General features: G+C 61.0%; 22 protein-coding genes. 4 read left to right on the plus strand and 18 right to left on the minus strand.

Annotation, left to right across the window (positions count from 1 at the left end; genetic code table 11):
* The 4 genes from AB3X39_RS05485 to AB3X39_RS05500 all read left to right on the plus strand — a co-directional run.
* Positions 1-698: carbon-nitrogen hydrolase family protein (locus tag AB3X39_RS05485; protein WP_369416354.1), on the plus strand; the 698-nt coding region annotated here is incomplete at its 5' end.
* A 42-nt stretch (positions 699-740) separates the two neighbouring features.
* Positions 741-1,439: an ArsR/SmtB family transcription factor gene (locus tag AB3X39_RS05490; RefSeq protein ID WP_369416355.1), complete on the plus strand. Its 699-nt coding sequence runs from the start codon at positions 741-743 to the stop codon at positions 1,437-1,439.
* The gene (locus tag AB3X39_RS05495; RefSeq protein WP_369416356.1) at positions 1,439-2,677 is read left to right on the plus strand and encodes an MFS transporter; all 1,239 of its coding nucleotides are present in this window, start codon (positions 1,439-1,441) and stop codon (positions 2,675-2,677) included. The genes AB3X39_RS05490 and AB3X39_RS05495 overlap by 1 nt, the downstream gene beginning before the upstream one ends.
* A gap of 10 nt (positions 2,678-2,687) precedes the next feature.
* Positions 2,688-3,161, plus strand: a complete 474-nt coding sequence (locus tag AB3X39_RS05500; RefSeq protein WP_369416357.1) for a rhodanese-like domain-containing protein — start codon at positions 2,688-2,690, stop codon at positions 3,159-3,161.
* Here the strand turns inward: AB3X39_RS05500 and AB3X39_RS05505 are convergent.
* From AB3X39_RS05505 to ntrC, 18 genes are all read right to left on the minus strand, one after another.
* Complete coding sequence (locus AB3X39_RS05505; RefSeq protein ID WP_369416358.1) at positions 3,129-4,376, minus strand: FAD-dependent monooxygenase; 1,248 nt, start codon at positions 4,374-4,376, stop codon at positions 3,129-3,131. The genes AB3X39_RS05500 and AB3X39_RS05505 overlap by 33 nt on opposite strands.
* The gene (gene priA / locus AB3X39_RS05510; RefSeq protein WP_369416468.1) at positions 4,373-6,508 is read right to left on the minus strand and encodes a replication restart helicase PriA; all 2,136 of its coding nucleotides are present in this window, start codon (positions 6,506-6,508) and stop codon (positions 4,373-4,375) included. Before priA ends, AB3X39_RS05505 begins: the two co-directional genes overlap by 4 nt.
* 27 nt (positions 6,509-6,535) lie before the next feature.
* Positions 6,536-7,606: a uroporphyrinogen decarboxylase gene (gene hemE, locus AB3X39_RS05515; protein ID WP_369416359.1), complete on the minus strand. Its 1,071-nt coding sequence runs from the start codon at positions 7,604-7,606 to the stop codon at positions 6,536-6,538.
* Between the two features lie 102 nt (positions 7,607-7,708).
* On the minus strand, positions 7,709-8,125 hold the full coding sequence (locus tag AB3X39_RS05520; RefSeq protein WP_369416360.1) for a F0F1 ATP synthase subunit epsilon: 417 nt from the start codon (positions 8,123-8,125) through the stop codon (positions 7,709-7,711).
* Positions 8,126-8,220: 95 nt separating this feature from the next.
* Positions 8,221-9,639: a F0F1 ATP synthase subunit beta gene (atpD, locus tag AB3X39_RS05525; protein ID WP_369416361.1), complete on the minus strand. Its 1,419-nt coding sequence runs from the start codon at positions 9,637-9,639 to the stop codon at positions 8,221-8,223.
* Between the two features lie 54 nt (positions 9,640-9,693).
* Positions 9,694-10,575 carry a F0F1 ATP synthase subunit gamma gene (gene atpG / locus AB3X39_RS05530; protein WP_369416362.1) on the minus strand — a complete coding sequence of 294 codons (882 nt, stop codon included), beginning with the start codon at positions 10,573-10,575 and terminating at the stop codon, positions 9,694-9,696.
* Between the two features lie 32 nt (positions 10,576-10,607).
* On the minus strand, positions 10,608-12,146 hold the full coding sequence (gene atpA / locus AB3X39_RS05535; protein WP_369416363.1) for a F0F1 ATP synthase subunit alpha: 1,539 nt from the start codon (positions 12,144-12,146) through the stop codon (positions 10,608-10,610).
* Positions 12,147-12,232: 86 nt separating this feature from the next.
* Entirely contained in the window at positions 12,233-12,766 is a 534-nt protein-coding gene (locus tag AB3X39_RS05540) for a F0F1 ATP synthase subunit delta (RefSeq protein ID WP_009453431.1), read from the minus strand.
* Between the two features lie 2 nt (positions 12,767-12,768).
* Positions 12,769-13,239, minus strand: coding sequence for a F0F1 ATP synthase subunit B (locus tag AB3X39_RS05545; RefSeq protein WP_009453432.1), 471 nt, complete (start codon positions 13,237-13,239; stop codon positions 12,769-12,771).
* A 76-nt stretch (positions 13,240-13,315) separates the two neighbouring features.
* Entirely contained in the window at positions 13,316-13,582 is a 267-nt protein-coding gene (atpE, locus tag AB3X39_RS05550) for a F0F1 ATP synthase subunit C (RefSeq protein ID WP_009453434.1), read from the minus strand.
* Between the two features lie 81 nt (positions 13,583-13,663).
* Complete coding sequence (atpB, locus tag AB3X39_RS05555) at positions 13,664-14,527, minus strand: F0F1 ATP synthase subunit A (RefSeq protein WP_369416364.1); 864 nt, start codon at positions 14,525-14,527, stop codon at positions 13,664-13,666.
* A 13-nt stretch (positions 14,528-14,540) separates the two neighbouring features.
* Positions 14,541-15,053, minus strand: a complete 513-nt coding sequence (locus AB3X39_RS05560) for an ATP synthase subunit I (RefSeq protein WP_369416365.1) — start codon at positions 15,051-15,053, stop codon at positions 14,541-14,543.
* An 83-nt stretch (positions 15,054-15,136) separates the two neighbouring features.
* The gene (locus tag AB3X39_RS05565) at positions 15,137-16,042 is read right to left on the minus strand and encodes an SMP-30/gluconolactonase/LRE family protein (protein WP_473964891.1); all 906 of its coding nucleotides are present in this window, start codon (positions 16,040-16,042) and stop codon (positions 15,137-15,139) included.
* Between the two features lie 24 nt (positions 16,043-16,066).
* Positions 16,067-16,579: a GNAT family N-acetyltransferase gene (locus tag AB3X39_RS05570; protein ID WP_369416367.1), complete on the minus strand. Its 513-nt coding sequence runs from the start codon at positions 16,577-16,579 to the stop codon at positions 16,067-16,069.
* A 10-nt stretch (positions 16,580-16,589) separates the two neighbouring features.
* Positions 16,590-17,288 (minus strand): cytochrome b/b6 domain-containing protein, encoded by a 699-nt coding sequence (locus tag AB3X39_RS05575; protein WP_369416368.1) that lies wholly within the window; start codon positions 17,286-17,288, stop codon positions 16,590-16,592.
* Positions 17,272-18,204 (minus strand): RNA polymerase sigma factor RpoH, encoded by a 933-nt coding sequence (rpoH, locus tag AB3X39_RS05580; protein ID WP_407069043.1) that lies wholly within the window; start codon positions 18,202-18,204, stop codon positions 17,272-17,274. Before rpoH ends, AB3X39_RS05575 begins: the two co-directional genes overlap by 17 nt.
* Before the next feature lie 110 nt (positions 18,205-18,314).
* Positions 18,315-19,076 (minus strand): Crp/Fnr family transcriptional regulator, encoded by a 762-nt coding sequence (locus tag AB3X39_RS05585; RefSeq protein WP_369416369.1) that lies wholly within the window; start codon positions 19,074-19,076, stop codon positions 18,315-18,317.
* 85 nt (positions 19,077-19,161) lie between these two features.
* Entirely contained in the window at positions 19,162-20,664 is a 1,503-nt protein-coding gene (ntrC, locus tag AB3X39_RS05590) for a nitrogen regulation protein NR(I) (protein WP_369416370.1), read from the minus strand.
* Positions 20,665-20,710 lie beyond the last annotated feature (46 nt).

Raw genomic sequence — 20,710 nt, forward strand, 5'->3', positions numbered from 1 at the left:
ATTTCTGCCTGATCGGCCACCACGACCACGACAAGCTGCGCCATGCCGAAGCCCCCGGCCACGGGCCGATCCAAGCGACGTTGTCAGCCTTGGCGCGCCAGCATCAGCTCTGGCTGATCGGCGGCACGCTGCCCTTGGCGGTGGACGGTGACCCGAGCCACGTCTGGAACAGTTCGCTGGTCTTTGACCCTCAAGGCCAGCCCGTGGCGCGTTACGACAAGATCCACCTGTTTCGCTTCGACGACGGCCAGCGGCGCTACGACGAAGCCGCCACCCTCCAAGCCGGCCAGCGCCCCGTGGCCTTCAACGCCACCACCCGCAGCGGCCTAAGCCTGCGGGTAGGGCTGTCGATCTGCTACGACCTGCGATTCCCTGAGCTGTATCGCCAGCTCATGCACCCACCCTGCGATCTGCTGCTCCTGCCCGCAGCCTTCACCGACGTGACGGGCCGCGCGCACTGGGAGCTGCTGCTGCGCGCCCGTGCAGTCGAAAACCAGTGCTACATGCTCGCCGCCGGCCAAGGCGGCCTGCATCCCAACGGCCGGCGCACTTGGGGCCACTCGATGCTCGTCGAACCCTGGGGCCAGATCAGCGCCGTTCGCCCCGAAGGCCCCGGCGTGGTGCTCGGCACCCTTGATCTGAGCCAGCTGCAACACGTCCGCAGCCGCTTGCCCGCGTTGGAGCATCGGGTGCTTTGAGGTCAACACCGCATTCATTCTAATGATGATTAGAATGAACGCATGGATAAGCGCACGCTCAAAGATCTGCTGTTCGAACAAGTCGCCCGCATCGGCAAAGCGGTCGCCAGCCCGAAGCGCTTGGAGCTGCTTGAATTGCTGGCCCAAGGCGAAAAGTCGGTGGAGGTCTTGACCCGTGAGCTCGGCACCGACATCAAGCTCACCAGCGCGCACCTGAAAACCCTCAAAGACGCCCAACTGGTGAGCGTGCGCCGCGAGGGCAAATACATGGTCTATCGCCTCAGCGGGTCGGATGTGGCCAGCTTGTGGGTGCTGCTGCGGTCGGTGGCCGAGGAGCACTTGCTGGAGCTGCAAGGCGCGCTGGCACAGATGGTGTCCGACCCCGCTCAACTGGCCCACGTGGATCGCCACACCCTGCTTGATCAGGCCCGCCGGGGTGAGATCGTGATGCTGGATGTGCGCCCCGAGACCGAATTCACCACCGCGCACCTGCCCTTTGCACGCTCCATGCCCGTGGCCGACATCGAACGACGCCTCGGTGAGTTGCCGCGCGACAAAACCATCGTCGCCTACTGCCGAGGCCCGTTTTGCCTGTTCGCTGACGAGGCCTTGGCGATCCTGCACCGCCACGGCTTGCAGGCTCGCAAGCTGCAAGACGGCGTGAGCGAATGGGCCGCCGCCGGCTTGCCCCTCACCACTCACGCCACTCACGCAACCTGCGCCACCCGCGCTGCGCTGTGATGGCCCGACGCCACGGTCTGCACGCCAACATGGGGCAGATCGGGCATCTGCTCGTGCAAGTGCTCTTGGTCGGCATGACCTTGGGGCTGATGCGCACCGTGGTGCCGACGCTGGCTGAAGCGTCATTTGGCGTGGCGCGCGACTCCTTCTTGCTGCTGGGCAGCTTTGTGGTGGCCTTCGGCGTGGTCAAGAGCGTGATGAATTTGATCGCTGGGCGGCTCTCAGAGCGCTGGGGGCGTCAGCGCGTGCTCTTGCTGGGCTGGATCAGCGCCCTGCCCATCCCGCTGGTGCTGGCTTGGGCCCCAAGCTGGGGTTGGATCGTGTTGGCGACCACCCTACTGGGTGTGCATCAGGGCCTGAGCTGGTCGATGACTCAAACCGCCAAACTCGATCTCAGCCTTCCTGAAGAGCGCGGGCGGATCCTCGGTCTGAACGAATTCGCCGGCTACCTCGGCATGGCCTTGGCCGGGGTGATCACAGCGTATGGCGCGGTGGCCTTGGGCGCTCGGGAAGCGTTGCTCGCTTGGGGCAGTGGCGTGATCGGACTCGGCTTGATCTTGACCCACGGCTGGATCAAGGACACCCGGCCCTGGGTCACCACCTCGGTAGCCACCCCGGTGATCGCCGCCCCCTTCAGAGCGGTCTTTGCCAAGGTGTCGTGGCAAGACCGCCGCTTGGCCGCCTTGGCCCAAGCTGGCTTGGTTGAAAAATTTGTCGATGCCTTGGTCTGGGTGATCTATCCGGTTTTTCTGCACCGACAAGGTCTGGCGCTGCCCGACATCGGCTGGGTGATCGGCACCTACGGGGTGGTTTGGGGCGTGGCCCAAGTCTTTACCGGCCGGCTTTCCGACCGCATCGGCCGCCAACGGCCCAACGTCTGGGGCATGCTGATCTGCGGTACCGGGGTGATGCTGATGGTGGTGGTGCATGGCGTCTGGGGCTGGAGCTTGGCCGCCGGCCTCTCCGGTTTCGGCATGGCGTTGCTCTACCCCAATCTGTCGGCCGCGGTGGCCGATCTGGCGGCACCGGCGTGGCGCGGTACGGCCTTGGGCGTCTACCGCTTCTGGCGCGATCTGGGCTACGGTATCGGCGCGCTCGGCTTGGGTCTGGCCGCACATCTCAGCCAGCAGATCGAAGCTGCGTTCGTTTTTGTCGCTCTGTCGATGGCCGTCTCAGCCGCTCTGCTGGCCTACTTTGGCACCGAGAGCCATCCCAAATTCACCCACCCCACCGTTTGAAGGAGACACGATGAACCGCACCCTGAAAAAAACACTGTGTACCGGCCTGAGCTGTGCCGCCCTGCTGTGGGCACTCCCCGGCTTGGCGGCAGACACCAAAGCGATCGCCACGGACGAGATGGAGGCCTATCTCGATTTCGTCGATTACGGCGGCGCAACGATCGCGCCGGAGCAAATTCCACGGGCATCGTGGCCGACCATGCACGTGATCGACGCCCGCGATGCCGGGCAATACGCCAAGGAGCACATTCCGGGCGCGGTGAATCTGGAATGGCGCAAGGTGCTGGCGCAGCGCAGCACGATTCCGAAGGACAAACCGGTGCTGATTTACTGCAACACCGGCAGTCTTTCGGCCCAAGCTGGTTTTGCCCTGCGGGTGGCGGGCTTTGAGAACGTCCGCATCTTGCAAGGCGGCTTTACCGAATGGAAAGCCAAGGGCGGCTTGGATGCCTCAGCGCCGGCCGAACATCATCTGCCGCGCTAAGCCCGATTTGAACAGCGGCAGGTGCTGTAAACCGGCCAGCGCCAACGAACGCACAGTGGTCAGACCCGGCACGTGCCACGTGAAGCTGCGAGCAAGGAAATCGGTGGTGCCCATCAAAAGCCAACGATCCGGGGCGCGTTCGCGGGCCATCTGACGCAAGGCGGCGTCCACGCCCGCGCTGGTGGGGGCCTTGGCGCGCAAGGCGTCCATCAAACTGCGGGCGTCGCGCAGGCCCAGATTCAAGCCTTGCCCGGCCACCGGATGCATGGTTTGGGCGGCGTTGCCGATACGCACGCTGCGCCCTTGCACCAGTTGGCGTTCGGCATTGAGGCCCAAGGCAAAGGACTTGAGCGGCGACAAGCCCACCAAGCGGCCCACCTCGGGCGGCAGCAAGTAGCGGAGCACCGTCAGCCGCTGGGCCTCGCTCAGGCTCGCGATATCGTCGCCGTCTTCGGCGACGCACCACACCAAGGAGGCGCGGCGGGTTTTGTCTCCTGCTGGCGAAGGCAAGGGCAGCAACGCCAGCGGCCCTTGGGGCGTGAAGCGCTCAAACGCGGTGCCCGCCTCGCCACCTTCCAGCGTGACCGTCCCCACCCAAGCCGTTTGGTGATAGTCACGTTGGATGGCGCGCCGCGCCTGATCAGCAAACACCCCACCCTCAGCCACCACGGCCAAGTCAAAGGTTTCGACCACGCCTTGCTCGTCTTCGATCTCAGCGGGCTGGTTGGGTAGCGCTTTGAGGGCGCGCACCTTGGTGCCCCAGCGCGCGCTATGGCGCTGCGGCTGGTCGGCACACAAAGCCAGCCAAGCCGCGCGCATGGGGGCAACGATGGCGCCGTAATGCGCCACCGCGCCCAACTGCGCCACGCCTTCTTCACGCGCATTGATCCACAACCCGGCGTCCCCCCCCAAGCCCAGCAAACTCAAGCCCGGTTGCTGCTGTGAGACGTGCACGCGGCGAATCGGCGCGGCCACCTCCCGCACCGCCGACCACACACCGAGACGCTCCAAGATCTGCACGCTGCCGAGCGACAAGGCCAAGGCCCGCGGATCCGTCGAAACATCCCGATCTGCGGGCAAGGCGTCGAAGACCGTGATGCGCGCTGCGGGCAGGCGTGCGGAGGCTTCGAGCGCCAAGGCCAAGCCCACGGGTCCAGCGCCGATCACGGCCACGTTCAAAGCAACATGGGGGGTCTTCACATTGGGGGTGTTCATATCGATACAGGGTCCACATCCACTGCCCAGCGCAGCACCTTGGGCAAGGCGGCCCGCTGCGCTTGCAACACATCCAGCCAAGCGCTGAGAAAGCGCTGCAACACCGCGCGCGAAGACGCCTCCAGCAGCATCTGCACGCGCTCCACATTCGCCACCCGCTGCACTTGGGCCGGCACCGGAGGGTAAAGCAACAACTCGCCCGCCGACAAGGCCGTGCCGTCCAAACCCTCGGCCAGCTCGGTCGCGGCCTGCAAAAAGGCTTGCGCGCTGGCTTGATCCCGCGCCTCAACCCGCAGCAGGGCCAGATGGGTGTAGGGCGGCAAGCCGGCGATCTGGCGCTCTTCGAGCTGGCTGCGGGCAAAGGCCACGTAGTCGTGGCGTTGCAAGGCTTGGTAAAGCGGATGGCTGGGGTGCCAAGTCTGAACCCACATCTCGCTGGCAGCCGCTTGTTCGGCGTCACGCCCGGCCCGCCCTGCGGCTTGCATCAGCAAGGCAAAGAGCCGCTCAGGCGCGCGGAAATCCTGCGAAAACAGCGCCGCATCGGCGTTCAAAGCGATCACCAAGGTGATGCGCCGAAAGTCGTGGCCCTTGGCCACCATCTGCGTGCCCACCAGCACATCGACGTGACCATCGTGGACTTGGGCAAGCTGCTCTTCCAAGCTGCCCCGGGTGCGGGTGGTGTCAGCGTCGATGCGCGCCATGCGCGCCTCGGGCAAGAGCGCGCCAAGTTGTTCTTCGAGCCGTTCCGTGCCCCGCCCCAAGGGCTGGATGTCCATGTCACCACAATCGGGGCAAGAGCGCATCACCGGCTCGACCGAGCCACAGTGGTGGCAACGCAAGGTACGGTCGATTTTGTGAAACACCCGCCAAGCGCTGCACTGGCTGCACTGGCTTTTCCAGCCGCAGCTGGTGCAATGCAGCACCGGCGCGTAACCCCGACGGTTCAGCAGCACCAAGCTCTGCTCGCCGCGCGCTAGGCATTGCTTCATGCGCTCGATCAGCGGTGGCGCAATCGGCATCTCGTAAAGCACCGAGCGGCCATGACGGGCCACCACCTCGGCCAAATTAAGCAGCTTGACGGCGGGCAAAGCGCCAGCGCCGATGCGGCTTGGCATGGCCAAGCGCCGATAGCGGCCCTGCACGGACTCACCCACCGGCTGGGCGTTGAGCCAAGTTTCGAGCGACGGTGTGGCCGAGCCGAGCAGCACCGGCACGCCCTCCAAGCGCCCCCGGTAAACCGCCAGATCGCGCGCCGAGTAGCGCGCGCCTTCTTGCTGCTTGTAGGACGGATCGTGCTCTTCATCGACCACGATCAGCCCGAGCCGTGGCAAGGGCGCAAAGATCGCCAAGCGCGTGCCGAGCACCAAATCAGCGTGCCCCAGATGGACCGCCAACCAGTTTTGCAAACGCTGCGCCGGCGTCAGGCCACTGTGCAAAGCGCGCAAGCGTGAGGCCCCGAAACGCTGGGCAAAGCGCGCTTCGAGCTGCGGCGTGAGGTTGATCTCGGGCACCAACACCAGCACTTGGCGGCCTTGGGCCAGCACCCGTTCGGCCTCACGCAAATAGATTTCGGTTTTGCCGCTGCCGGTCACGCCGTGCAGCAAGGAGGTGACCGGCTCGCCCAAGGCCAGTTGCCTCAGCACCTCGGCTTGTTCAGGGCTGAGGTCGGGGCGAAAAGGTCGGGCATCTGCGACCGCTGCTTCTGGGGCTGCGGCTTTCAAGCCTTTGTGGAGTCGGCGCAGACGGCGCTCAAGCTGCGCGGCGTCGATGTCTTTGAGTTCCGGCGGCAAGACGGCCAGCGCCATCTCACCGGGACTGCGCTGGTAATACGCAGCGGCAAACGCCACCAAGCGCAGCCAAGCCGTCGAGAGTGGCGGCAAGGCCGAGAGCACTTCGGTGATGGCCTTGAGCCCGTCCATCGGCGGGGCCTCACCGTCACTGCGTTCACCGTGTTCGCCGTGCGGCCAGACCAAGCCGCAGACCTGCCGCCTACCCAAAGGCACCCGCACGAGCGTGCCGGGGGCGAGCGGTACGGCGGGCTCCGCCCCTGGAGGCTCAAGGTAGTCAAGCGCCCCGGCCGCCAAGCGACTGTGGCGGGGCAGATCGACCAGCACCCGGACCACCGTCGGGATCTCGCTGCGGTGGATGGGTCCGTCCGCTCAGGCGGACTTGCGCATCGCAGCCGAGTGGCTGTGAACCGCATCGACCAGCACCGAGACCGCTTCTGGCGGCGTGTACTGGCTGATGCCGTGGCCGAGGTTGAAGACGTGACCCGGATGCGGACCAAAGCTGTCGAGCACCTTGGCCGCCTCAGCGCGGATCGCGGCTTCGGGCGCAAAGAGCACGTTCGGGTCCAAGTTGCCCTGCAAGGCGACCTTGTGACCGACACGCTGACGCGCCAAGCCGAGGTTCATGGTCCAGTCGAGGCCCACGGCGTCGGTATCGCTGGCGGCGATCTCGTCCAACCACAAGCCACCGCCCTTGGTGAAGACGATGCTGGGGATGTGAACACCGTCCCACTGCTTGTGCAGCTTGGCCAGCACGCGGCGGGTGTAGGCCAGACTGAAGGTCTGGAAAGCACCGTCCGCCAACACGCCCCCCCAGCTGTCAAAGATCATCACGGCCTGCGCGCCGGCTTCGATCTGGGCGTTCAGGTAAACCGCCACGGCGTCGGCCGTGACTTCAAGCATGCGGTGCATCAGGTCGGGGCGCGCGTAAAGCATCGACTTGACCAAACGGTAGTCGTCGCTGCCCTTGCCTTCCACCATGTAGCATGCCAAGGTCCAGGGGCTGCCGGAGAAACCGATCAGCGGCACGCGACCGTTCAAGGCCTTGCGGATCGAGGTGACGGCGTCGGTGACATAGCGCAGCTTGGCCATGTCCGGCACTTCCAGCTTGGCCACGGCAGCTTCGTCGCGCACCGGCGTGGCAAAACGCGGGCCTTCGCCGGCAGCGAACGACAGGCCCAGCCCCATGGCATCGGGCACGGTCAGGATGTCCGAAAACAAAATCGCCGCGTCCAACTTGTAGCGCTCCAGCGGCTGCAAGGTCACTTCGGTGGCGAAATCGACGTTGGTGGCCAAACCCATGAAACTGCCGGCCTTGGCGCGGGTGGCGCAGTACTCAGGCAAGTAACGCCCGGCCTGACGCATCAGCCACAAAGGGGTGTAGTCGGTGGGTTGGCGGCGCAGCGCGCGCAGGAAGGTGTCGTTGACGAGGGGAGCAAACATGGGCGGTTTTGACGAAAAAAAGCCTGAAAAGACCAACGCCCGCACAAAGGCGGGCGTCAGCGTCGTCTCAGATCCACTGCAGAGGGTCTCTGCAGGGGGTCATCACTTCTTGCGGAACTTGCGAATCGCAGCGAGCTGAGCCGCCATGGTGGCGAACTCGCCTTGTGCTAAAGCCAAGTCAAGATCACTTTTGGCATTCTTGATCGCTTCAGCAGCAACACGCTTGGCTTCTTCAGCCTTGGCTTCATCGAGGTCATGGCCGCGAATGGCGGTGTCAGCCAACACGGTCACGCCGTGCGGTTGCACTTCCAAAATGCCGCCAGCGACGAAGATAAATTCCTCTTGGCCGTTATCAGCGCGCTCAATACGCACAGCACCCGGCTTGATACGGGTGATCAGGGGCGTATGGCGGGGCAAAATGCCCAGCTCGCCGGCTTCACCGGGAAGCGCGACAAACTTGGCTTCGCCCGAGAAGATCAACTCTTCTGCGGAAACGACGTCAACGTGGATAGTTGCCATGGTCCTATTCCTTCACAAGGAGGTTCAAGAAGCAGATGCAGTTGGCGCTTTAAGCTTGGGTTTCACCCAAACTCAAAACGCCCAACAGACCGTGCTTACTGAATCTTCTTGGCCTTTTCGAAGGCTTCGTCGATGGTACCGACCATGTAGAAGGCCTGTTCCGGCAGGTGATCGCACTCGCCAGCCACAATCATCTTGAAACCACGGATGGTTTCCTTCAGCGGCACATACTTGCCCGGTGAGCCGGTGAACACTTCAGCCACGTGGAACGGCTGCGACAGGAAACGCTGGATCTTACGAGCGCGCGAAACCAGCAGCTTGTCTTCAGGAGCCAGCTCATCCATGCCCAAGATGGCGATGATGTCGCGCAGTTCCTTGTAGCGTTGCAGGGTGCCCTGCACGCCACGGGCCACGGCGTAGTGATCTTCACCCACCACGTTCGGGTCCAGCTGACGCGAGGTCGAGTCAAGCGGGTCCACAGCGGGGTAGATACCCAGCGAAGCGATGTCACGCGACAGCACCACGGTGGAATCCAAGTGGGCGAACGTCGTGGCAGGCGACGGGTCGGTCAAGTCATCCGCAGGGACGTAGACGGCTTGGATCGAGGTGATCGAGCCGACCTTGGTCGAGGTGATGCGCTCTTGCAGACGGCCCATTTCTTCCGCCAGCGTCGGCTGATAGCCCACGGCAGAAGGCATACGACCCAGCAGTGCGGACACTTCGGTACCGGCCAAGGTGTAGCGATAGATGTTGTCCACGAAGAACAGCACGTCCTTGCCTTCGTCACGGAACGATTCGGCAATGGTCAGACCCGTCAGGGCCACGCGCAGACGGTTGCCTGGCGGCTCATTCATCTGACCGTAGACCATGGCGACCTTGGACTCAGCCAAGTTCTCCAGATTCACGACGCCCGAATCGGCCATTTCGTGATAGAAGTCGTTGCCTTCACGGGTCCGCTCGCCCACACCCGCAAACACCGACAGACCGCTGTGGGCCTTGGCGATGTTGTTGATGAGTTCCATCATGTTCACGGTCTTGCCCACACCGGCGCCACCGAACAGACCCACCTTGCCGCCCTTGGCGAACGGGCAGATCAAGTCGATCACCTTGATGCCGGTTTCGAGCAGTTCTTGCGACGGGCTCAGCTCGTCGTAAGCGGGGGGCAAACGGTGAATCGACGCGGTTTGGGTCTGGCTGACCGGACCACGCTCATCGATGGGCGCGCCCAGCACGTCCATGATGCGACCCAGAGTCGCCTTGCCCACCGGCACAGTGATGTTCTCACCGGTGTTGAAGACTTCGCTACCACGGCGCAGGCCGTCGGAGGAGCCCAAAGCGATGGTACGCACCACGCCGTCACCCAGCTGCTGCTGAACTTCCAGCGTCAGGGTGGAACCTTGCATCTTCAGCGCGTCATAGATCTTCGGCATCTGGTGACGTGGAAACTCCACGTCCACCACGGCGCCGATGCACTGAACGATCTTGCCAACTGCGTTGGTTTGAGTGTTCGACATATCGTTTCCTTCAATCAGTATTCGTTGCGTCTGGTTCAGCGTGCTGCAAGGCGATCAGCCCACAGCGGCCGCGCCGCTGACGATCTCGGACAGTTCCTTGGTGATGGCGGCTTGGCGGGTCTTGTTGTAGACCAGCTTGAGCTCACCAATCAAGGTGCCGGCGTTGTCGGTTGCGGCCTTCATGGCCACCATACGCGCCGACTGCTCTGAAGCCATGTTCTCCGCTACAGCCTGGTAGATCAGAGCTTCCACGTAACGAACCATGAGGTTGTCGATGACCGACCTCGCATCCGGTTCGTAGATGTAGTCCCAGCTGTATTGCTGCTTTTCAACGGGCGTCTGAGCCAGACGATCCGTCGGCAAAGGCAGCAACTGCTCGACCACCGGCTCCTGCTTCATCGTGTTGACAAAGCGGGTGCAGCAGATATAAACCGCGTCCAGCTTGCCCTCAGCATAAAGATCGAGCAACACCTTGACGGGGCCGATGAGCTTTTCCAAGTGCGGCGTATCGCCCAACTGAATGGCGTGCGCAACAACTTGTGCACCGATGCGATTCAGAAAGCCCAAGCCCTTGTTGCCGATGGCCACAGCTTGAACTTTCAAACCCGCCGCATCGAACTCACGCATCTTGTTGGTGGTGGCACGCAACACGTTGGTGTTCATGCCACCGCACAGACCCTTGTCGGTCGTGACCACGATCATCCCAACCTTGCCCGTGCCATTGTTTTTCACCACGAAGGGGTGGTGATACTCCGGAATAGCCCGAGACAGGTTGGCGGTGATGTTGCGGATCTTGTCTGCGTACGGGCGAGACGCACGCATGCGTTCCTGCGCCTTGCGCATCTTGGACGCGGCAACCATCTCCATGGCCTTGGTGATCTTCTTGGTGTTTTCCACCGATTTGATCTTGCCGCGTATTTCCTTGCCTGACGCCATGACGTTGCTCCTTGTCGATCAGTCGCTGGGGATCAGGCGAAGGTCTTCTTGAAGGCAGCGATGGCGCCTTGCAACTCGGCTTCCGCGTCCTTATCCATGGCCTTGCTGTCATCGAGCTTCTTGAGCAGCGCAGCGTGGCTGGCCTTCAGGAACTGATGCAAACCGGCTTCGAAAGGCAACACCTTCTTGACGTCGATGTCGTCCAAGTAGCCCTTGTTGACGGCGTACAACGTCGCACCCATCAAGCTGACCGACAGCGGCGAGTACTGAGCTTGCTTGAGCAATTCAGTCACACGAGCACCACGGTCGAGCTGCTTACGGGTCGCAGCGTCCAGATCGGAAGCGAACTGCGCAAACGCAGCCAGTTCACGGTACTGCGCCAAGTCGGTACGGATACCGCCGGACAGGCCCTTGATCAACTTGGTCTGAGCAGCACCACCGACGCGCGACACCGAGATACCGGCGTTGATGGCGGGGCGGATACCGGCGTTGAACAGGTTGGTTTCCAAGAAGATCTGACCGTCGGTGATCGAGATCACGTTGGTCGGCACGAAAGCAGACACGTCACCCGCTTGGGTTTCGATGATCGGCAGAGCCGTCAGCGAACCGGTCTTGCCCTTGACGGCGCCTTGCGTGAAAGCTTCGACATAGTCGGCGTTCACACGCGCTGCACGTTCGAGCAGACGGCTGTGGAGATAGAACACGTCGCCAGGATAGGCTTCGCGGCCTGGTGGGCGGCGCAGCAACAACGACACTTGGCGATAGGCCACAGCTTGCTTGGACAGATCGTCATAAACGATCAAGGCATCTTGACCACGGTCACGGAAGTACTCGCCCATCGTGCAGCCGGTGTAGGCCGAGATGTATTGCATGGCGGCCGATTCGGACGCCGTGGCAGCCACCACAATGGTGTAGTCCATCGCACCAGCTTGCTCCAAAGAGCGCACCACGTTTTTGATCGACGAAGCCTTCTGGCCGATCGCAACGTAGATACAGGTCATGTTCTGACCCTTCTGGTTGATGATGGCGTCGATGGCCACGGCTGTCTTGCCGGTCTGACGGTCACCAATGATCAGTTCGCGCTGACCACGGCCCACCGGCACCATCGAGTCGATCGACTTCAGACCGGTTTGCACCGGCTGGTCCACCGACTTACGGGCGATCACGCCCGGCGCAACCTTTTCGATCACGTCGGTCATCTTGGCGTTGATCGGGCCTTTGCCGTCGATCGGAGCGCCCAGAGCGTTGACCACGCGACCCACGAGTTCGGGGCCAACGGGCACTTCCAGAATGCGGCCGGTGCACTTGACAACGTCGCCTTCGGAGATGTTCTCGTAAGCGCCCAAGATCACGGCGCCCACGGAGTCACGCTCCAAGTTCAACGCCAGACCAAAGGTGTTGCCCGGGAATTCGAGCATTTCGCCCTGCATCACGTTGCTCAGGCCGTGGATACGGCAGATGCCGTCAGTCACGGAAACGACCGTGCCCTGATTACGGACATCCGTAGAGGCACCGAGACCTTCGATGCGGCTCTTGATCAGTTCGGAAATTTCTGCGGGATTCAGTTGCATAGATTGCTCCCAGTCTGGTCAGGCGGCCACATCTTGGTACATGGACGAACGACGCAGAGAAGATTCGGGTGCGAGCGATTAAGCTCTTACGCGGCCAGGGCCACCTTCATACGTTCGAGACGGGCTTTGACAGAAGTGTCCAACACTTCATCACCCACCACGACGCGGATACCACCGATGAGTTCAGGCTCGACGACCACGGTGGCTTGCAGCTTGCGGCCAAAGCGCTTTTCGAGCACAGCCAGCACCGGACCAAGGTCCGCAGGCGTGATCGGAAAAGCACTGAAGACCACCGCATCAGCCACGCCCTTGGCCGCATCGGCCAGAGCGTGAAACTGCGCGACGATCGCCGGCAAAACCACCAAACGGTCGTTCTCGATCAGGGTGTGCAGAAAATTCTGCACGCCACCCGAAAGCGATTGACCGAACGCAGCCGCCACGACGTCAAACACCTGTGCCGACGTCGACGTCGGACTGGCTGCGAATTGCAGCAAGCCTGCGTCACCGGCGATCAGGGCGAGCCCGTCAAGCTGTTGTGTCCAGGCGGCCAGATCACCTTGGCGAGCGACTTGGTAGAGCGCCTCGGCATAGGGACGCGCGATGGTTGCGAGATCAGCCATGATCAGAGCTCCGTCTGGAGACGACCCAGCAGATCAGCGTGCACAGCCGGATTGACTTCGCGCTTGAGGATCTGTTCGGCGCCCTTGACAGCCAGCACAGCCACTTCGCTGCGCAGGGCTTCGCGAGCCTTGATCGATTGCTGTTCGGCGTCAGCCTTGGCAGCTGCGACGATCTTCAAACCTTCTTCATCGGCACGCTTTTTAGCGTCTTCGATGATCGACTGCGCGCGCTTTTCTGCTTCAGCGAGCAGCTTGGCAGAGTCGTTGCGCGACTGTGTCAGTTGCTCTTCGATCCGCTTGTTCGCGCTGGCCAATTCAGCCTTAGCGTTGTCAGCAGCAGCCAAGCCATCCGAAATTTGCGCAGCACGCTCATCCAGCGCTTTGGCAATCGGCGGCCAGACAAATGACATCGTGAACCAGACCAAGATCGCGAAAACGATCATCTGGACGATCAGAGTTGCAGTAATGCTCACGTGAGTGCCTCAATGGGTAATGGACGCGACGAAAGTCCGTCTCTGCACGCAGCAGGAACGGAGCTGGCGACGCGAATTACTTGGCGGCGATCTGAGCGAGCTGAGCCAGGAACGGATTGGCTGTAGCGAACCACAGAGCAACACCGGTACCGATAATGAAGGCGGCGTCAATCAGGCCAGCCAACAGGAACATCTTGGTTTGCAGTTCGCCCATCAGTTCAGGCTGGCGAGCAGCCGACTCAAGGTACTTGCTACCCATGATGCCGATACCGATACAAGCACCAACGGCACCCAGACCAATGATCAGGCCAGCGGCGAGGGCAACAAAGCTGATAACTTCCATGATGGACTCCTAGTTCGAGAGGTTATGTGGGAAAAGAGAAAGGAAAAACTGACTAACTTGATTCAACGCCGCAAAGCGCGATCAGTGAGCGTCATGCGCTTGGCCGATGTACACCAGCGTCAGCATCATGAACACGAAGGCTTGCAGGGTGATGATCAGGATGTGGAAGATCGCCCAAGCCGAACCAGCGATGATCTGACCGATGGCCAAACCGATGCCCGTTGCACTCAAGGACCAAGCACCGCCCATCATGGCGATCAGCAAGAAGATGAGTTCACCGGCGTACATGTTGCCGAACAACCGCATGCCATGCGAAACAGTCTTGGCCACGAACTCGATGATTTGCATCATGAAGTTGAAGGGATACAAGGCCCAGTGATCACCGAACGGCGCAGAGAACAACTCATGCACCCAGCCGCCAATACCCTTGATCTTGACGTTGTAGACCAAGCAAACCAGCAACACGCCGACCGACAGACCCATGGTCACCGACAAGTCAGCCGTCGGCACAGAACGCAGGTAAGCGTGATGCGCATCGTGGCCCGTCGCACCGTAGATCGAACTCCAGATCGCCGGGAGCAAATCAACCGGCAACAAGTCCATGGCATTCAGGATGAAGATCCAGACAAAGACGACCAACGCCAAAGGAGCAACCAGCTTGCGACTGTTGGCGTTGTGCACGATGCCCTTGGCCTGGGACTCCACCATCTCGACCAGCATTTCAACGGCGATCTGGAAGCGACCCGGCACCCCGGATGTCGCCGCACGCGCAGCGCGCCACAGAACAAAGCAAGCCACGACACCCAACAAGATCGAAAAAATCAGCGAGTCGTAGTTGATCACCGAAAAGTCAACGATCGACTTCGGCTTAGCGCTCTGAAGATGGGTCAGGTGGTGAACGACGTATTCACTCGCTGTGAGGACATGCTGCTCGGCAGAAGACATGGTTCTGATACTTTTAACGACCCCGCCACGAGAGCGCAAGCCAATAGACCTTCATACACAACATCACAGCCACCAGCAAAACCGGCCAACTAAGATGTTGCACGACCCGTGACGCCAACATCAGCATCACGACCGAAACCACAATTTTCAACAGCTCCCAGATCACAAACCCAGCCGCACCGGCCAGAGGTGACCCCAAGGAAAGCCGACTGGTCATTCCACGCGCCATCAAGACACCCGGAACAACCACTGCCGCCGCACCGTAGAGCGCAGACCAAGCTACAGAGATTTCGCCCGACCACCCAAAGGCGACCAAAGCAAACACAACACCGACCAACACCTGAACGCCAACAACTCGCCACGGACTGACCGAAGCAAATTGCGACTTCATGCTAAGCACATCTTCACGACTCAGCCGCTTGAAAGGTGTACTCTCGTACTTGTCAGCCTCGTCTTCCCAGCCATGGGCTCGAACGTTTCGTTCCATTTTTGAGAATTGCTTGGGCTTTTCAGCAGAATTCCGCATTGTATACGTATAAACGAGCAATTCCGACCTGATGCCCTTACGGCGCCCTCAGACATTCTCAAGGCTTGAGCTAGCGCAAGGGATCACAGCCTTCGTGCCAACGGTGCTGCGAGCCCAGCAACAGCGACCCTCATCGACAAGACTCTGCCCGCCCAAGGCTGGGCCAATAGCTCAGCAGCGGGCCGGTTATGGCTTGCTGTCGTGACGTAAAGCGTTCGTAAATCCTCTCCGCCAAAGGTAAGCATGGTGGGACATTGCACAGGCAACGCGATTTCATCCGTCACATGTCCTGATGCATTCAGGCGCAAAAGGCGAGCCCCTTCGTACATGGCGACCCAGTAGCCACCCTCTTGATCCATCGCAGCGCCATCGGGCCGCCCCCCATAAGTTTCAAGGGATTGCTCGGGATGACGCAAAGGGAACGTGGCAAACACACGTCGTCGACTGATGGCACCCGCAGCAGGATCAACGTCAAAGGCATCAATGCGATGGGCCTTGGTATCGGACCAATACATCGTTCGACCATCCACGCTCCACGCCAACCCATTGGCAGTCGTGACATCCGAGGCACAAGCCTTGAAACCATTCGGATCCAATCGATAGAGCGAGGCCAACAACTTGTCACGCGGCTCGTAGAGGGTACCGACCCAAAAACGACCTTGGGGATCACATTTGCCGTCATTGAATCGCTCTTGGCGCACGTCATATGGTGCAGCAGCAAGCAGTTCAACGCACTGCCCCACCAGAGGATCGAAGCGATGCACCCCATCGCGCAACGCGACCCAAAGTCCCCCCTCCGCCGCAGGCACGACACAACCGGGCTCCCAAGGCAGTTGCCACGCTTGCTCTTGCTCGGTCACAGGATCAAGGCGATGAAGGCTTTGACCGGGAATGTCACACCAGTACAAAACTTGGTCGATGGGATGCCAAAAGGGCGATTCACCCAACAAACAAGACCTGCTAACCGGACGAATGGCGGAACACAACATGGCAAAGATGGCTCAGGGCAGTGATTAATAGGCGGATAACGGCCCTTGAAGATCAGCTTTCAGATAGTGCGCTCCGGGGACCGGACTGTAATGGTAGGGGGGTACCTCGATGAAACCCAGCGTGGCATAGAGCTCGCGCGCCGTTTCCATATCATCCAAGGTATCAAGCAACATCGTCGAATACCCGGCTTGGTAGGCCCGATCCATCAAAACGCGCACCAGAACTCGGCCCAATCCGAGGCGGCGAAAAGCAGGGCGAACATACAGGCGCTTCATTTCGCAAGCATTGGGATAATCCACATCCACTTGCTGACGAAAAGCGCCGCATCCGGCAATCGCTCCACGCCACTGCGCAAGCAACAACAACCCGCCTTGCCTTTCTGCATAGCAGCCGGGTAAGGACCGCATCTCCCCCTCAAAGTCACCGAGAACATCGCGCACCGAAAGAGCATCGGCGTAGTCTCTGAAGATCGCCTGAGTCGCATCAAGATGGATCGGCGTCGATGGCGAGAAAAGATGGAGGTCAGACGATTCCATCTGCGTGAGTTTAGCCGCCCGCTTGCCCCAAGCTGACAAGGCCAACGACACCCAGCAGACAAAGACAAAACCAACCCACGGCCTTGACCCGCTGGCGCGCGTTATCCACGGATGGCACCACACTTGCTGCCAACTTCGGCGCATACACCTTGTCGCCATGCCACATGGGCCCGATCAGATCTTCATGGCGCAAGTGCTGGTGATAGATCACGGCACCCAGATGCAAACTGATCCACCCCCACAACAAGCCTTGACCCCAGTGGCGATGCCAATGCGTGGTGCTTTCAGAAAACGAGGCGGTGACTCCATGGACCCAAGGACCTGCGTAGGCAACCCCATCGTCAGCAACCCATCCCGTGAGCACCATCAGGGTCAAGAGCCCCCAGAGTCCCCATACCGAAAGCGCCCCCAACGGGTTATGCCCCACCGTTGGCGGCAACCCGTCACGCAGATACCGCACCCACTGAACCGGCCCCACCATGAGGGTTGTAAACCGCGACCAGTACCCGCCGACAAACCCCCACACCCACCGAAACAGCAGCAGCACAGCCACACCGTGACCAGAGCGCATGTGCCAATCCATCCAGTCGGCACCCACACTGGCCGTGACGAGCGCCCCGGCCACCATCAGCACCAACGCGCCATGGGTCAAACGGGTGGGTAGATCCCAAACCCGCAGCAAGGCAGAAGGATCAGGCTTGCGCAACAAGAGCTGAGCGCATCTTCTTGAGGGCCGCGACTTCAATTTGACGAATGCGTTCGGCACTCACCCCATACTCAGCGGCCAAATCGTGCAAGGTCATGCCACCGCTGCCATCGTCATTGACATGCAACCAACGCTCCTCGACGATGCGACGGCTGCGCGCGTCCAATGCGTCCAAGGCGCGCAACAATCCCGGCCCAGCCAACTCATCCATGCGACGAGCTTCCAGCAATCGAGTCGGCTCTTGGCGTTCATCGGCCAAATAGGCGATGGGTGCGACGGCCTCATCGTCATCGTCCGAACCGGCCTCCAAAGCCACATCACCCCCAGCGAAACGGGTTTCCATCTCGATGATGTCTTCGCGCGCCACGTTCAACTCACGGGCGACCGTTTCGATTTCTGCCTCCGACAGCGACATCCGATGCGTTTGCCCATCGGCGGCCTCAGCCTTGAACTGGCGCTTCATGGAGCGCAGATTGAAAAACAACTTACGCTGGGCTTTGGTCGTCGCGACCTTGACCATGCGCCAGTTTTTCAGCACGTACTCGTGAATCTCTGCCTTGATCCAGTGCGTGGCGTAGCTCACCAAACGCACGCCCTGCTCGGGGTCAAAACGCTTCACAGCCTTCATGAGGCCCACATTGCCCTCTTGGATCAGATCACCTTGAGGCAAGCCATAACCCACGTACTGGCGCGACAGCGACACCACCAGCCGAAGATGCGATAACACCAAACGACCGGCAGCATCCAAGTCACTGTGCTGCTGCAAGCGTTGGGCCAGCGAAACTTCTTCATCTGCCGTCAACATCGGCAACCGATTCACGGCCGAAATATAGGCATCCAGATTTCCCAGCGACGGCACCATCGCCCACGGATCCCGGGGGCTTAACGAAGCAGCAGAAGGAAGAACCATAGCATTCATGAAGAGGGCACAAGGGTGGAGATTGCCCCAGTCTAGCACTCACCCAACAAGAGTGCCAAAGCACTTCATCACAGCCCCAAGAACCCTCTGGGGTATCTTTTCAGAGCCGTCTATCGAGTCGCACCAGCACAACGCTGGAGCTGCGACCGGTTCTGAATCCGGACGGTGTATCCCTGCATGCTGATGAGCCCGCGCTGTTCAAGGTTGCGGATCAAGCGAGAAAGGGTCTCGGGGGTCATCGCCAGTTGTTGCGCAATATCACGCTTGCGTTCTTGCAAGCGAACTTCACAAGTCAAGCTCTCACCCGGCGGACAGCGTTGCAACAACCACTGCGCAAATCGGGCCGAAGCATCGTTGTGCAACAAATTACGCGAGGCCCCCGTCAGGACCCCGATTTGTTGGGCCAAACACACACACAACCGCGCCGACAGAGAGGCATGCGCGGCCAGTTGCAGGCGCAAAGCATCCAAGGGCAACTCGGCCACCGTCACATCAGACAGTGCTTGGGCCTCCATGGCATGCGGCTCAGCCAGCCAAGCCGAGCTCAGATCCAACCATGCGGGCCCCGTCAGCGTGCGCTCGGTACGCAACTCACCATCCATGACCCGAGAACCCAGCACCACATCACCACGCAGCAGCACCACCAAATGCTGAGCAATCCCCCATCGATCCAGCACGGATTCACCCGCAGACACTTCGCGGCGGATCGCTAAGCGAGCCAAGACTCCCCATTCCTCAGCGGTGAGGGGAGCTCCAAAAACTTTCTCCCACGGCGTGGGATCAGCAGGAGGGGGAGGCGGCCCGGACACCCTGCGACGCGGACGCGGCAAGGCTTGGGCACCATCCAGAAAAGCCAAGGCATCGGCAGGCACGTCAAAACCCAAGTAAAAATTGTGGGCGCACTGTCTCCCAACTCCTCAGACCACTCTTTGAGATAGGTCAAGCCCCGCCCACCCCTTAGTCTTCCAGCCCCAGATCTTGAATCTTGCGGGTGATCGTGTTGCGGCCAATCCCTAACTTGTGGGCCGCTTCGATGCGGCGCCCCTTGGTCATGGACAGGGCCGTGCGGATGAGCTGCCCCTCAAAGTCCCGCGCCAAGCGGTCCCATATCTCAGGCTCACCGCGCTCCAGCAGGCTGCGAGCTTGGCGCTCCAGATCAAGCAACCAGCCCTCTCCCATGGCATGCGCAGTGCTCAAACCCTCCACCGAAGACACCGCAGGCATCATGGCCGCAGTCACCAGATGGGGCTCTGCGGGCCCGGTGCGCAACACCCCGGCGCCCGGTGACATGGGCAAACTGGCTGGCGGCGATCCAAGGATCTCTGGTGGCAAATCCTTCGGATCGACCACCTGCGCCGGCGCCATCACGGTCAACCAATGGCACACATTTTCCAGCTGACGTACGTTGCCAGGAAAGTCGAAATCCATCACCCGCAGCAAAGCAGCTTCGGAAATTCGTTTCGCTTCAACACCCAATTCTTTGGCACTGCGAGCCAAGAAATGGCGCGTCAGACCAGCAATGTCTTCGCGGCGTTCCCGCAAAGGTGGCAAGCGCAGGCGGATCACATTCAAGCGATGGAACAAGTCCTCGCGAAAAACCCCCTCACGCACCCGTTCTTCCAAGTTTTGATGCGTGGCAGCAATCACTCGAACATGGGTCTTGATCGGCTGATGCCCCCCCACGCGGTAGTACTGCCCGTCGCTGAGCACCCGCAAAAGACGGGTCTGCAAATCGAAGGGCATGTCGCCGATTTCATCCAGAAACAGCGTGCCGTTGTCGGCTTGCTCAAAACGACCCCGACGCATGGCTTGGGCGCCCGTGAAGGCACCGCGCTCATGGCCAAACAGCTCGCTTTCCAGCAAGTCCTTTGGAATCGCCGCCGTATTGATCGCCACGAAGGGGCCTTCCGCGCGCGGACTGTGCTTGTGCAGCGCCCGCGCCACCAGCTCCTTGCCTGAGCCCGATTCACCGGTGATCAGCACCGTGACTTGGCTCTGGCTCAGCCGCCCGATGGCACGGAAGACGTCTTGCATCGCCGGCGCCTGACCGAGCATTTCAGGCATCTCGGTGGTGCTTTCGTCGATCAGTTCTTCGCGCAAGCTTTCTTCGGCGGCCCGACGGATCAGCTCGACCGCCTTGGTCAGATCAAAGGGCTTGGGCAGATACTCGAAAGCACCGCCTTGGAAGGCCGAAACCGCGCTATCCAGGTCGGAATAAGCCGTCATGATGATCACGGGCAACCCCGGATACATCGTCTTGGCACGCCCCAGCAGGTCGATGCCCGAGCCACCCGGCATGCGGATGTCACTCACCAACACCTGCGGGGAATCCTCTTGCAAAGCGACCAAAACGTCGCGTGGGTTGGTGAAACTGCGCACGGGCAGGCCCTCCCGAGCGAGCGCCTTCTCTAAAACGAAGCGGATAGATTGGTCGTCATCAACGATCCAGATGGATTTCATGTCTTGCCCGTTTCCCTTGCATGTCCTTGGCGTGTCACCGGGCCGG

The organism is Leptothrix ochracea, assembly GCF_041083635.1.
Lineage (GTDB): Bacteria > Pseudomonadota > Gammaproteobacteria > Burkholderiales > Burkholderiaceae_C > Sphaerotilus > Sphaerotilus ochraceus.

Coding starts and splice junctions, on each gene's coding strand:
- AB3X39_RS05565 (WP_473964891.1), bottom strand. CDS start 16,042: ATGTTGTGTTCCGCCATTCGTCCGGTTAGCAGGTCTTGTTTGTTGGGT.
- AB3X39_RS05570 (WP_369416367.1), bottom strand. CDS start 16,579: ATGGAATCGTCTGACCTCCATCTTTTCTCGCCATCGACGCCGATCCAT.
- rpoH (WP_407069043.1), bottom strand. CDS start 18,204: ATGAATGCTATGGTTCTTCCTTCTGCTGCTTCGTTAAGCCCCCGGGAT.
- hemE (WP_369416359.1), bottom strand. CDS start 7,606: ATGTTTGCTCCCCTCGTCAACGACACCTTCCTGCGCGCGCTGCGCCGC.
- atpA (WP_369416363.1), bottom strand. CDS start 12,146: ATGCAACTGAATCCCGCAGAAATTTCCGAACTGATCAAGAGCCGCATC.
- ntrC (WP_369416370.1), bottom strand. CDS start 20,664: ATGAAATCCATCTGGATCGTTGATGACGACCAATCTATCCGCTTCGTT.
- atpE (WP_009453434.1), bottom strand. CDS start 13,582: ATGGAAGTTATCAGCTTTGTTGCCCTCGCCGCTGGCCTGATCATTGGT.
- atpB (WP_369416364.1), bottom strand. CDS start 14,527: ATGTCTTCTGCCGAGCAGCATGTCCTCACAGCGAGTGAATACGTCGTT.
- AB3X39_RS05520 (WP_369416360.1), bottom strand. CDS start 8,125: ATGGCAACTATCCACGTTGACGTCGTTTCCGCAGAAGAGTTGATCTTC.
- AB3X39_RS05500 (WP_369416357.1), top strand. CDS start 2,688: ATGAACCGCACCCTGAAAAAAACACTGTGTACCGGCCTGAGCTGTGCC.
- atpG (WP_369416362.1), bottom strand. CDS start 10,575: ATGGCGTCAGGCAAGGAAATACGCGGCAAGATCAAATCGGTGGAAAAC.
- AB3X39_RS05505 (WP_369416358.1), bottom strand. CDS start 4,376: ATGAACACCCCCAATGTGAAGACCCCCCATGTTGCTTTGAACGTGGCC.
- AB3X39_RS05540 (WP_009453431.1), bottom strand. CDS start 12,766: ATGGCTGATCTCGCAACCATCGCGCGTCCCTATGCCGAGGCGCTCTAC.
- AB3X39_RS05560 (WP_369416365.1), bottom strand. CDS start 15,053: ATGCGGAATTCTGCTGAAAAGCCCAAGCAATTCTCAAAAATGGAACGA.
- AB3X39_RS05495 (WP_369416356.1), top strand. CDS start 1,439: ATGGCCCGACGCCACGGTCTGCACGCCAACATGGGGCAGATCGGGCAT.
- atpD (WP_369416361.1), bottom strand. CDS start 9,639: ATGTCGAACACTCAAACCAACGCAGTTGGCAAGATCGTTCAGTGCATC.
- AB3X39_RS05490 (WP_369416355.1), top strand. CDS start 741: ATGGATAAGCGCACGCTCAAAGATCTGCTGTTCGAACAAGTCGCCCGC.